Origin of the sequence: Fodinisporobacter ferrooxydans, from assembly GCF_022818495.1 — a bacterium.
GTDB lineage: Bacteria > Bacillota > Bacilli > Tumebacillales > MYW30-H2 > Fodinisporobacter > Fodinisporobacter ferrooxydans.
Genome location: NZ_CP089291.1, coordinates 39,045 through 51,219, shown reverse-complemented (window position 1 = coordinate 51,219; position 12,175 = coordinate 39,045). Strand labels below are relative to the sequence as shown.

18 protein-coding genes are annotated in these 12,175 nt (G+C 42.4%); 15 read left to right on the top strand and 3 right to left on the bottom strand.

Features of this window, described 5'->3' with window-relative positions; all coding sequences use genetic code 11:
- The first annotated feature begins 2 nt into the window (after positions 1 to 2).
- From LSG31_RS00290 to LSG31_RS00230, 13 genes are all read left to right on the top strand, one after another.
- Entirely contained in the window at positions 3 to 1,115 is a 1,113-nt protein-coding gene (locus LSG31_RS00290) for a baseplate J/gp47 family protein (RefSeq protein WP_347437456.1), read from the top strand.
- A gap of 11 nt (positions 1,116 to 1,126) precedes the next feature.
- On the top strand, positions 1,127 to 1,942 hold the full coding sequence (locus LSG31_RS00285) for a hypothetical protein (protein ID WP_347437455.1): 816 nt from the start codon (positions 1,127 to 1,129) through the stop codon (positions 1,940 to 1,942).
- Positions 1,936 to 2,418: a hypothetical protein gene (locus tag LSG31_RS00280; RefSeq protein WP_347437454.1), complete on the top strand. Its 483-nt coding sequence runs from the start codon at positions 1,936 to 1,938 to the stop codon at positions 2,416 to 2,418. The genes LSG31_RS00285 and LSG31_RS00280 overlap by 7 nt, the downstream gene beginning before the upstream one ends.
- Positions 2,419 to 2,436: 18 nt before the next feature.
- On the top strand, positions 2,437 to 4,746 hold the full coding sequence (locus LSG31_RS00275; RefSeq protein ID WP_347437453.1) for a pyocin knob domain-containing protein: 2,310 nt from the start codon (positions 2,437 to 2,439) through the stop codon (positions 4,744 to 4,746).
- A gap of 2 nt (positions 4,747 to 4,748) precedes the next feature.
- On the top strand, positions 4,749 to 5,582 hold the full coding sequence (locus LSG31_RS00270) for a fibronectin type III domain-containing protein (protein WP_347437452.1): 834 nt from the start codon (positions 4,749 to 4,751) through the stop codon (positions 5,580 to 5,582).
- 3 nt (positions 5,583 to 5,585) lie between these two features.
- Positions 5,586 to 6,056, top strand: a complete 471-nt coding sequence (locus LSG31_RS00265; protein WP_347437451.1) for a hypothetical protein — start codon at positions 5,586 to 5,588, stop codon at positions 6,054 to 6,056.
- A gap of 57 nt (positions 6,057 to 6,113) precedes the next feature.
- Positions 6,114 to 6,431 (top strand): hypothetical protein, encoded by a 318-nt coding sequence (locus LSG31_RS00260; protein ID WP_347437450.1) that lies wholly within the window; start codon positions 6,114 to 6,116, stop codon positions 6,429 to 6,431.
- A 12-nt stretch (positions 6,432 to 6,443) separates the two neighbouring features.
- A complete protein-coding gene (locus tag LSG31_RS00255) occupies positions 6,444 to 6,809 on the top strand; it encodes a hypothetical protein (RefSeq protein ID WP_347437449.1) in 366 nt (121 codons plus the stop codon).
- Positions 6,810 to 6,999: 190 nt separating this feature from the next.
- Positions 7,000 to 7,284 (top strand): hypothetical protein, encoded by a 285-nt coding sequence (locus tag LSG31_RS00250; protein ID WP_347437448.1) that lies wholly within the window; start codon positions 7,000 to 7,002, stop codon positions 7,282 to 7,284.
- On the top strand, positions 7,281 to 7,949 hold the full coding sequence (locus LSG31_RS00245) for a peptidoglycan recognition protein family protein (protein ID WP_347437447.1): 669 nt from the start codon (positions 7,281 to 7,283) through the stop codon (positions 7,947 to 7,949). The genes LSG31_RS00250 and LSG31_RS00245 overlap by 4 nt, the downstream gene beginning before the upstream one ends.
- 224 nt (positions 7,950 to 8,173) lie before the next feature.
- Complete coding sequence (locus tag LSG31_RS00240) at positions 8,174 to 8,665, top strand: hypothetical protein (RefSeq protein WP_347437446.1); 492 nt, start codon at positions 8,174 to 8,176, stop codon at positions 8,663 to 8,665.
- Positions 8,666 to 8,852: 187 nt separating this feature from the next.
- Positions 8,853 to 9,302, top strand: a complete 450-nt coding sequence (locus LSG31_RS00235) for a hypothetical protein (RefSeq protein ID WP_347437445.1) — start codon at positions 8,853 to 8,855, stop codon at positions 9,300 to 9,302.
- A gap of 210 nt (positions 9,303 to 9,512) precedes the next feature.
- On the top strand, positions 9,513 to 9,716 hold the full coding sequence (locus LSG31_RS00230; protein ID WP_347437444.1) for a hypothetical protein: 204 nt from the start codon (positions 9,513 to 9,515) through the stop codon (positions 9,714 to 9,716).
- A 248-nt stretch (positions 9,717 to 9,964) separates the two neighbouring features.
- On the opposite strand, the gene LSG31_RS00225 is transcribed toward LSG31_RS00230, so the two are convergent.
- Entirely contained in the window at positions 9,965 to 10,177 is a 213-nt protein-coding gene (locus tag LSG31_RS00225) for a helix-turn-helix domain-containing protein (RefSeq protein WP_347437443.1), read from the bottom strand.
- Positions 10,174 to 10,428, bottom strand: a complete 255-nt coding sequence (locus LSG31_RS00220) for a MerR family transcriptional regulator (protein WP_347437442.1) — start codon at positions 10,426 to 10,428, stop codon at positions 10,174 to 10,176. Before LSG31_RS00220 ends, LSG31_RS00225 begins: the two co-directional genes overlap by 4 nt.
- A 530-nt stretch (positions 10,429 to 10,958) precedes the next feature.
- On the opposite strand from LSG31_RS00220, the gene LSG31_RS00215 reads away from it, so the two are divergent.
- Positions 10,959 to 11,168, top strand: a complete 210-nt coding sequence (locus LSG31_RS00215; RefSeq protein WP_347437441.1) for a WYL domain-containing protein — start codon at positions 10,959 to 10,961, stop codon at positions 11,166 to 11,168.
- Between the two features lie 13 nt (positions 11,169 to 11,181).
- Here LSG31_RS00215 and LSG31_RS00210 read toward each other — a convergent pair whose 3' ends face one another.
- The gene (locus LSG31_RS00210; protein WP_347437440.1) at positions 11,182 to 11,367 is read right to left on the bottom strand and encodes a hypothetical protein; all 186 of its coding nucleotides are present in this window, start codon (positions 11,365 to 11,367) and stop codon (positions 11,182 to 11,184) included.
- A 455-nt stretch (positions 11,368 to 11,822) separates the two neighbouring features.
- Here LSG31_RS00210 and LSG31_RS00205 point away from each other — a divergent pair, with 455 nt between their 5' ends.
- The gene (locus tag LSG31_RS00205; RefSeq protein WP_347437439.1) at positions 11,823 to 12,011 is read left to right on the top strand and encodes a helix-turn-helix domain-containing protein; all 189 of its coding nucleotides are present in this window, start codon (positions 11,823 to 11,825) and stop codon (positions 12,009 to 12,011) included.
- The last annotated feature ends 164 nt before the right edge of the window (positions 12,012 to 12,175 follow it).

The window sequence follows — 12,175 nt, the reverse complement described above, 5'->3', positions numbered from 1 at the left end:
TATTGTCTTTTACTATGCTTACCGAAGCACAAATCGTTGCCAATTTGATTGATACCTATAGTTCCTTAGTTACAGCAACAGATGATATCAATCCTGGTAGTGTAGAGAGATCGGCATTTGAAGCCTTTGCGCAAGAATTAAAAAGACTATATGCATACGCTGGACAATCGGCTGCTGAGACACAAAAACTTGCTGTTTATTCGATGTTCAGTTTTAATCTTTTACCGGCACAAGCGGCATATACGATGGTTACTTTATCTGCAACAACAGCTCCAACTTCAGATGTTACCATTCCTTCCGGAACAACCGTTGGTGTACCGGGTACGAGTATTCAATACAAAACGCCAGCGGTTATGATGTGGCCGAGTGGCAGTACATCTTTTTCCGCCCGTGTTGTGTGTACCCAAACAGGAACCGTTGGAAATGTGCGTGCCAATACAATCACTCAATTGGTTACACCGATTTCCGGCCTTCAAAATGTTACGGTAACAAATCCAAAAGCAGTTATAAGTGGAACCAATTTAGAAACGGAAGATCAACGCGCAAACAGGTGGCAGCAATGGGTAAATAGCTTGCATCGCGGGGATGATCGGGCGATCCTATACGGTGCGAAAAGTACAAAGTTGATCGACAGTTACGGATTTATAAGCGAACAAGTCATGAAAGCACAATTGGTTCAAGGAAGCGGATCAAACACGGTCTATATTGATAACGGAACGTATGATACGTCTACAGATTTATTGAATCAATGTCAACAAGTCATGAATGGGTATGTAGATTCAAATGGCGTTCGACAAATCGGTTATAAAGCTGCAGGTATTCCAACAACTGCACAAATTGCACCATTACAATCCGTTAATATCAGCGTCAAAGTATCGCCTGATACCGGATATACATTTGCTATGATTCAACAATCGGTGATTGATAGTATTACAAATCTTGTCCAATCGCTGGATGTAGGCGACACACTTACCATGAATGATTTGAACCTTGCTATAGGAAATACGCCAGGCGTTTTAAACTTTTCAATCACAACACCAACGGCAGATACGGTACCGGCAGCTGGCACGCTTTTGCAACTTGGGGCAAATCAACCCAGCGTAACGTCGATGTAGGAGGATGAATGATGTTAAGACAAATATTGAATAACCTTCATCCCGGCATTAACAAAGATCCGCAATCGGTACCAGCAATTTCAATCAGCGCTACGAATGGACAAGCAATTATACAGAACAATGTATTACAACTTACAGGACCATCATCAGCCCAATATAATCTTCGGTCTTATACGCTGGGTTCATTGGTCCAAGCTATTAATTCACAATCTGGTTTTTCAGCAACCTTAATTCAAGTTTCAACACTTTCAGCAGCGGTATTGATCGATGGTATATACTCACTGCCGATGAATATTCCGATGTTTACATCGTTCCTTTGGCAGCTTTTAAAGCCGGTCGCGCTTGCTATGGTAGATGCATTCGGAGCTGAAAATCAAGCCTTGCTTGAAATGATTTTGAATACTTCTGATGGATCGTGGCTTGATTCCTTTGGTGAATTTTTTGATATTACACGATTAGATGGTGAGCCGGACCAATTGTATGCGATTCGCATTTTTGATTTGTCGCTTGCGCCACGTGTAAACAACCTAGCAATTGAACAAGTTTTATTGGACTTAGGATATAACGCAACCGTGTCGGATGATGCAAGCCTATACACATTCGATGTAAATGTGACTTTACCGAATTCACCGCCACAAGGATTTGTTTATTCACTAAGTCAGCTTGATAATATTGTGAGTCTTTTGCAAGCTGCAGGAACGATTGCAAATATCATTTTATCAGGAACATTAACGGATGGAATATCACTCAGCGACACCATAAGCGTAACGCTCAATACAACTCCTTGGACTTGGGGGAATTTTACCTGGGGGGAATTTACGTGGTAAAACAGAAAATACGCCAAGGCGTACATATCATGGACAACGTGACTGTTACTTTGACAGATATAAACACAGGAGAAGAACAGTCTTTTTCACGTCACAACATTGAATTGAATTATGCACTTTCCGCTTTAAGTCAGTGGATTGCGGGATTTAATAATTCCGGTTATCAGCCTGTATATCCTCCAAGTAAATGCTCTTTAGGTAGTGGGTCTGGGACGCCAGCAAAAACAGATGAAGCTTTGTTTGCGGCAATATCTAACGGAACCGCAAATGTGAATGTTGCAAATGCAAATTCTCCATCAAGCGGAACAACAACATTCATCTTCCAGTTTCCTGCTGGTCAAGTTACGACACAAGTAACGGAAGCGCTTATGACAGATGTAAACGGAAATCCTTGGTTTCACGTGATATTCGGATCGGCGTTTACACCAACATCAACGCAGATGATTACAGTTAAGTGGGAAGTCACTTTTAGTTAATAAGGTGGTGGTAATTATATGGCTTTGTATGATGTTACAAATTTAACATCCGGCAATCAAACAGACTTAAACCAAATCATCGATGCATTATCCGGAAACAATGACGTTGGCGTCATCCAAGCATTCGCACAAATAAGTCCGCCAGGCGCTTTATCAGCAGCAATAAACACATCATCAGGCAACCTTACTGGATCTTATCAGTATAAGGTTGCTCTTTTAACGGGCTATTGGCAGGGGCCAGCGGGAACCGGAACGATTCACACGCAAGGTAATACAAGCGGAGGAACCACAAGTAACACAGTTTCTCCATCCGCTCAACAAGTGAATCTTACAAGCATTCCTGTTGGTGGTATAGGTGTAGTTGCCCGTGTCATTTATCGCACGAAAGCAAACGGAAGCACCTATTATCAACTTGTGCAAATCAATGACAACACAACAACGAGTTGGACAGACACCATCGCAGATTCCGCTCTGGTCACGGTTATGCCTACCATAAACACAACGGGATCTTATTTCTCTGGTGATGGATCAGGCTTGAATCCTGCCACAATATCAAAAGCTGGTGTTGTAAAAGGAAGTTCCAGTGTACTGGTTGCACCGGATGGAACACTTAGCACCAATTTGTATTCAGTGGATTCCCTGTTCGTTCAAGACTTATTCGGCAACACGTCCGTCGTCCTATCGGGTGGAGTAGCAACCAAAGATGGCACTGTAGCTAATCAACTCGACGTTACCGCAGCCGATGTCTACTTTAGCGGCGGTCAGCATGTAAACTTTGCCGCATCACAGAATGGGCAGTTCGTTACGTCTGTTGCAAATACAACGTACTATCTAGACTATAACAGCGATGGAACAACAAGCTGGGGGACAGCACATAGCACCAAGGCGGGATATGTGCCGATCTGCCAAGTGACTACGGATGCAAGTGGTAATATATCGACAGTAACTGATAAGAGACCAACTACTGTGAATTTGCTAACAGGTGCAATTGGTAATGTAAAGTTTCAAAACAACGTACAAGCATCGAAGTTCATCGGCGACGGTTCGCAATTAACCGGAATCACAGCATCCCAGGTGGGGGCAATTCCGACAACTGCGGAAGCCGCAGCCAACGGAGTCGCCACACTGGATGCAACCGGAAATGTGCCCGCATCACAACTGGGGAATGTACCTGTAGTTCCGTTAGCATCCACAACAACACCAGGTAAAGTCCAAGTCTCCACCGCACCTGTAAGCGGTCAAAATCCTGTTGCGGTTGCTACGACGGATCCTGTTTATCAGAATGCCGCAAGGAAAGATCAAGCAAATACGTTTACGGCGAATCAGACGGTTAATGCAATACTTAATGCAACAACGTTGCAACAAAATGGACATGTAGTTTGGGACAATAATAATCTTCCTAATCCCGCACAAACTAACGGTTCAACTTTTTCTGACTTAGTTATTGGAGCGCTGATGACGTCAAGATTAGCGGACCAGTTGCAAATAGGGAAAAACAATACAGCATTAAGTTCAGCTTCGTATGCACAAGGAAATATCGAAGTTGTTACAAACGATGGGAGTTCACCTATTATCGGGTTTCATCGAGAAGGCTACTATGCTAAAGCTATGTATCTACATCAAGATGGCAGTATGCGAACTATGGGCAGTGACGGAATCGACGCAAAATTATGGGATAGTTCGAACGACGGTGCAGGAAGCGGATTAGATGCAGATTTATTCCGAGGTTTAGATGCGGTTACATTCAACACCGATGGTGGAGCAACAGGTATAGCCGGCACGGATTTAAATACGTTAACGACAACGGGCTTCTACAACGGAAATAATCTCACCAATGCACCAAACGGGGATACTATAGATTGGTTTTACATCGAAGTGATTAGGCATGTAAACACCGATGGATTTTGTCTGCAAAGAGCAACGACATTAAATGCCTCTGTAGATAATGTTTACTATCGATTACAAAAAGGAGGAACATGGGGAGCGTGGAAACTTATGACAAGTAATCTACAAACACAACCTGTTGCATCGTTTAGTACAACCTCAACGACCTATGTAACAGCACTGTCGGTTACAGGTAAGGGAAGGTTGCTTGGTCTTGCTGGTGATGCATATACTGCATCAGAAATTATAATTGACGGTGTAACTGTTGCAACATCTAAATATACTGATGCTGCACTTAATACATTAGCATTCAGTAGTAACAGTTCAGGTTGGAGCCCAGCTGGTATGTTTTGGGATTTCACATCATCCCTACAAATTAATATTTACACTTCAAATTCTTCCTATGCCACAACTATATTCTATGCTTATGCGAAGGAGGTCTAATCATGTATCAAATTGTCTCTATTAACAGTGGACTGCTCGATATAGATTACCATGATTTGATTCAAGCCATTGACAACAAAGATGGCACATATACTTGTTACCTAAAAGATACAGCAACCATCCGCCCATCATGGAAATCAGCAACACAAGATCAGTTCAACCAAGCGGTTGCAAACTTGAAATCAATTAACGATTGGAATCAAGAAAAAACAACAGAGTTCCAAACCGCTTTCGCAGAATCATTTACCACATTCCAATCATCCGCTTTAGGTGTTCTAAAAACCTATCCAGCGGACGCGGGAGCAGTCCAAAATATGCAGTATTATGTAAATCTGCTAGCTGCAAATCCAAACAAAAGCACTGTATATTTCAAAACGATCGAAGACGGTAAGCCTGTGCTTCATACGAGAACACAATTTTTTCAGGTATTGGACGACTTCGAAACGTTTGATGTAAACAGAACAACTAAGTTTGACAACAAAATAGCGCAAGTCAATGCATCACCGGATATCCCGACCGTGCAGTCTCTTGTATGGAACGATACCACACCGCCAGCTGCGCCAACAGGATTAACTGCTACATCAACAGTTGCTGGACAGATTACGGCGAACTGGACTGCAAACAGTGAAATCGACGTACAAATCGGTGGAAGCTATAACCTCTATCTGACGGACACAACCGCAAATACAGCAACCACGAAAACAAACGTGGTAACCAATTCCGACACGCTAACCGGACTGACGAGCGGGCATGTGTACAGTGTGGCGGTGAGTGCGGTGGATTCAGACGGCAATGAGAGCCAGCAATGCACACCCGTGACTGTGACGGTGATGTAACCTATGAAACTAGCGGATCTCATATTCGTACGAGGTACAAGCTTTCTTGACCGATCGATTGAAGATATCACAAGCAGTTCATATTCACACGTTGCTGGAATTGTAAAAGAAAATGAGTTGATCGAAGCGCAAGGATTCCGCAAAACAGGATACCAAGCGCTTGACTTTTATTCCAGCCATGCAGATGTATACCGATGTGAAAACATGTCAGACTTCCAGAGAGATAAAATTTTGCAATACGTTACAAACGAAGTCGGCAGCCGGTACGATTACCTCTTGATTGGTTGGGAAGCGATCCGTTATCTGTTACACACCATGATCCCGTACCGAGAACCGCCACAGGCGCGTATCTGCTCCACACTGTGGGCAGACGCTTACAAGTCTGCCGGAATTGATCTTTGCCCTGGCATCAAGTATCCTACACCACGAGATCTGGCAGAATCAAAATTACTCAAGAAAATAGGAAATTACTAACGTAAGCCGCTGAAAAGTAGGCTTTTTTATTTTGTCGCAAAGTAGGTGTGTAGGGTGATGCCGGATGAAGATCGTAGTTTATTGCTCAAAATTTTGGAAGCTGTAGCAAGACTTGAAACGGAAGTGAAAGCCATCAAGGGTGTGTCAGATACAGCGAATGAAGCCAGGGACATAGCCAAGGAGGCATTGCAATCCACGCGCTCAGCTCATAAACGTCTGGATGCTATGGAAGACGAATTTGAAAAACTAAAAGACAGTGTGAAAGATTCGGAAAAAGAGTCGCACAGCAAATGGGAACATGTCTGGGAGCGAGCTTTTTGGGCTATTTCGTCTGTTCTTGTTTATATTGCTCTGGGTCACTTTTTTCACTTTTAAAGAGGTGATTGCATGAAAAAATTCAACAATTGGTTAGCTTTAAAAATGACACTCGGATTTCAGACGATGTGGTGTTTTTATCTATTCGTGATTTATGGATTAACACCACTTAAGTGGCCACAATACATGAATCAAATTTTATATTGGTCGAATTTTTGCCAACTTATAGCGCTCCCTGCACTCGCAGTGGGCGCTCTTGTTTTAGCGAAGAAAGCAGAGCAAAAGAATCAAGCTATATTCGAGGCGCAAGAAAAACGAGCACAAGAAACTCACGATGCAACGATGGAACTTTTACAAGGTGCTCATTCCATGATGTCCGAATTACACGCACTTCATGTTGGGGGTGATCGTCATGGTAAACGAACACGTAATGAATAGAACGCTTAAAGAGACTGTAATTGTACCAGATCACGTAAACAGGACTGAATCTGCTGAGTTTAGGCGTTCTAAACGACGACTAAAGGTAGATGGCCATTTCAAATGTTGGGTTTGTGGATCAACGGAAAATTTACAAGTCCATCACGTAGGACTTGAATGGAGCCTAGCGAACATCGGGGATTATGACAAATTGAAAGACTTTGTGGAGACATTTGATGTTTACGGTTATGGCCGATTGCTCAAAAATCAGCCGATTACATCAGTTGACGACATTCGTAACATGATGGTGCTTTGCCAAGAACATCATACAGGTGTCGATCATGAAAATGGTGGAAGCGGAACTGGCATCCATGAGCTGACGTTTCCTGTATGGCTGATACAGAAGCTTGCGAAACGAGGTGTCGATGCGGTTCCGCAGTCTGGTGAAACACTCCAGCAAGCGACAGAAACAGTAAGGGAAGGTGAACAACAGTGAACCAGTACACAATAAACGTTAATCTGATTCCCGGCCTGCCGAAAAATCCGTATCGTAACGGTGTTGGGCAATACGAGGGTGTGGTTATGCACGCCACAGCCGTCTACAACGACACGGCGAATGGCGAACGGAATTACGAAACAAACCATTGGCAGGACGCATTTGTCCATGCGTTTGTGGATGACACACAAATATTGCAGACGGCAGACTTTAACTATATCGCTTGGCATGCCGCGTATACCGCCAATCAACGTTTTTTAGGTTTCGAGTTGACGCAAACAGCTGACAGCGTGAAATTTGCAGCAGCGTATGACCGTTGGATATGGTTGGCAGCTAGGAAGTTGTTTGATCTCAAACTTGGAGTGGTTGACGGTGTCACGATACTCAGCCATAAACAAGTATCAGATTTGTGGAAAGAAACAGACCATACCGATCCGATTGAATACCTGGCTTCACACGGCAAATCGTGGACAGATGTGGTTAGTGATGTAACCGCAAAATACAAGCTAATGGAGGTTGTGGCAATGTTGGACAAGGACGCAGCGCAAAAAGTTGTCAATATTCTAGGTGCCGTATATAACGCAACAAACGATCCGAAAGTTCAAGAAGCAGCACACTTTGCAGCTGACGCATTACGTGGTGCAACAGGAATTCCAAAACAGTAACCAACACGAACAGGCCGAAAGTCGTCACTTTCAGCCTAAAGTATTTTGCTTTTCCGGTTTGGCGCACTCAAAATACCACGAGACATGTCTCATTCGTGTGCTATGTAAGTAAGCCGGCCAGATTACTTTGTTCGAACTTGCATTAACAAGTATTGCCAAGTTTTAGCCTCGTTATTCACGGGGCTTTTTAAAATTTCAACTAAAATTCGAGAGGAGAAATGAACATGTACGATTACACACAGTTAATCAATGACGTTGTAGCAGCAGGACTTGCAGTAAGCGGTATTGTAGGTTTGGCACGCAAAGGCAAGCTGAATTTTGGCGTAATCAAGGAAGTAGCGAAAGATGTCGCTGTTGTAGCGGAGGACGCGGTGAAAATACCGGCGATTGCGGCCGTCAAGACGGAGCTGGAGCATAAGTTAAGTGGCGTGATGGACGATTTGAAAAAGTCCGAATTAGGTAGACTGGCGGCAGAGGCGTTGAACTACACGGAAAAGGACTTAAAGGATTTGAGCGACGATCAGAAGAAGGCGCTAGTTTTTTACGTGCAGAGCGCATTGGCGAATAAGTATAACGTTACGAAAGATGAAATCGAAAAGGCGTTGGAACTAGCGCAGCAGGCATCGGATGCTATCGCAGATTCGCCACTCGTTAAAGCGGCCGATGCTTTTACGGCAGAATTGCAAGCACCGCAAACACAACAAACCCCGGCGTAATGCCGGGGTAAACTAATTGGTTACATTCCATTTTAATAAACATTTAGTTAGCACAAATATAATGTATATGACATGTTATTAACCTTTGTGTAAATAACACTCTTGCAAACCTGTTATTAATATGGTAGATTTATCATGTAGACAAATAGAAAAAGATGATGTACTGCATTTTAAGGAGGAGAATACCATGGGAAAGGAGTTAGTTGGTTTTATTGACCAATGTGGGGTGGAGTTAGAAGAGCTGCGGAAAGAGACTGCGCGAATCCAAGAAGAGATACTTCAAAAACAGCGTGAATATCAAGTTTTACAACAAAAAATCCAAGGATTGACCATGTTTTTAGAGTCTGAGGAGTCCGCAAAAAATGAAGTTGCAGCAACTATTGAACGAAAATCAGATGCTGAACAAATCAAAAATGCCATTTGCGAAATACTCAAAGGTTCACCATGCCCATTGCACTATACAGAGATTTTAGATTTCCTAACAGTAAGAGGATACACAATACCTGGGAAAGATAAAAAGCAAAATCTATTGAGCTATTTATCTAGGGATCCGAGATTTCAGCGTGGTGAAAATAGGGGAACTTACACTATTGTTGAAGACTATGTTAATTCCGAAAACTTTACTCAAACAGCTTAATTAAACGGAGTATTCTTAACTTAAGAAAGGGTGGTCGTAATGCGGAAAATAAAAATCCGTAGACCTTGCAGGGGGCCTACGGCTGTTTAGCGGCTGTAAAAGCATAGTGAATCACCGCTACATACTAAAAGTTTGGTCGCTTTTAATGTATCACTATGTTGGCCTTCTCGCAAGAGTTTTATACTCAAAATGCGAAAGGTCGCTGATAAAATGAAAATATATACACCTTATATTCGGCTTAAAAACGGAACGATTTTATATGCTAAAGACAAAGGGCTTCATGCTTTTTGCTTTGAGGTAACTGAGGAAGAGAACAGAAGGTACCAAGAGCGTATAAAAAAAATTAAGGAATCAAAGCAGCAGAAAGAATCTGAAATGATTAATCAGGAAGAGGATGACTCCTCTCAACAGTAGAAAACAGAAGTTTTAAAATTAAATACTCCTGAATCGTTACAATCGTCGCGGTGATAGATTTTTACATAGATTCGGAAGGCTGGCACTCTATCATGTGCCAGCCTTTCTTGATAGTAGTAGCCTCTAATCCGGTTTCTACGCCCAAGCGTTCCCCACGACCAAAGCCAGCCATGATCACAGTTCCTGATCTACAGACATGTGGCAGAACCATTCAATTAAAAGAAAAACCCCGGTGCGACAATCCCGGGTTATCCTTTACTTTTAAGATACTTCTCCACATCTGTTTTAAAAAATAAGCTTATGGCTCCGCTGCTTTTAAAAGGATGTAGTTTATCACCTTTTACGAGCTTATTCACCATTTGCCTGGTTACACCGAGCATTTCTGTTACCTCTGTTGTCGTGAGGACTTGCTCGGCAATATACCGGCGCAAGTCCTCTTCTGATTCAAAATGCAGTCTCATTTCTTATCACTCTCCCAAGGACGATATTTTGTCCGTAAAGTTTGTAATTCTTCTTTACGATTTTCTACATCTTCCTTTAAAAATAGAGAAAATCTCGGTTCCTGCTTAATAGGTACAAGCTTCCCGTTTTTCACGGACTGATTGACAGCTTGCGGGGTAACCCCCAAGTATTCAGAAACCTCATGGGGGCTTAACAAGTTTTCTTGAATCCATCGGATAAACTCGTCTTTCGTTTCAAACTGTAAATACATAGTTACCTCCGAAAACGTTTAATCAATGATACTGTTGTAGCAAATATACTGAATCCAGCTATGATAACAAGAAGAATCTGAAACCATAGCGGTATCTTGATCACGTAAACAGTTAAAATGATCGCTAATACAACAATCCAACCGATATTTTCAAAAAAATTCATAACACTTGAACGCATAATTTTCATCCTCCTTGTTGTATAATGGAGGTAAGAAGGGGAGGGGCTACTCCCCATTCTTACCGGGCTTACCTTTTGCGTCGCTTGCGGGGTAGGCCTTTTAGTTTTTCAAGGATCTCTAGGATTGTTTTGAGGATCTGGAGTATCACCAGTATCAGCCCTAGAGTTGTTAGCCATACATTCAATTTTCATCCCCCCTTTCTGATTTTATTATACCATATCTATTTAAACATAACAATAGATATATACAAATATATTACGTTTTTTCTAAGTTCTTACTGTATATTTTGGCGATCCTTTTGCATATAATAATCTATATACGAACGAATGTTCTTATTGTGGGGTGATTCTATGCTCAAAGATCTCCAACGTTGTCTCGGCCAAACCGTCGAAATGATCTACATGGACCGTCACGGAGCCATGAGCCAGCGGAAAGTAAAGCTGCAGTCGATCCGCGATGATTACATAAAAGCATACTGCTACACGAAGCGTGCCAGCCGGACGTTTGTCATCGACAACATACTAGCAGTCGTACCTGTGGTGAATCGTCGAGCTGTGTAAAAAATAATCCCCATCACTTTGGGGAGTCCATGACATTTATAATCTGTTCCACTTTTTCTTTAGTCCCGGGATGTTTTTCCGTATATTCATAAAATGCCTTTTCTAACAATTCACGCTGTTCCTCACCTGTTACAAACGACCAAGTGCGAAGAAACGTTGTAAACTCATCAGGAAATCGAAATGACAGAGGCTTTGCCAAACGAATTACCTCCTTTTCAAAGCTTGAAATAGAGCAACGATAGAAATAACAAGTCCGGCAACACTGATGACAAACGTTAATGTTTGCATAGTTTACAGCTCCTTTGACTTATATGAATATCGAGAGTATGATAAGCGTAAGATGATGGTAGCAGGGAGGGCTTTCGCCCTCGTTCCTGCCTTTGTGTTCGACCCTATCCGTGCCAGCGGTGGGGTCTTTACTTTTTTCTGCTGAGATTCACGATGGCAGTTACCAGGTTGATCACAGCAGTAAGAAGTAATATCCACTTCTCCATCACCTTGCCTCCCTTCGGGAGCGTGTTTACCACACCCTCTAGGAATAATATACCATATAATTGTATTGTTAGCGATACAATTCGATTATTTATTTTTCGACATTCTTCATCAAAGGATTCGACAGACCGCTTCACGAATGAGTTTTGTGAGGTGGATGACGTGGAATGTCGGTTGGAACAAATCAAAGAGGAACGAGGATTTACGATTACTTGGCTTTCGGAAAAATCCGGTGTGAACAGAAATACTATACATTCCTACATTGTCGGATCTGTTCCTTTATTAGATAAGGCCTATGCAATCGCAAAAGTTCTCGGATTAACCGTTTATGATATTTGGCCGCAAATGTAGCGGTCTTTTTATTGCACACGAATAGGCCGAAAGTCGTCACTTTCAGCCTAAGTATCTGCATTACCAGGTTTAGCGCACGTCAAATACTCGAGACTCGTCTCTATTCGTGTGCTGTATGTAGGAATGAACAGGCCTGATCTTCCTTGTTCGAACGATACTGCATT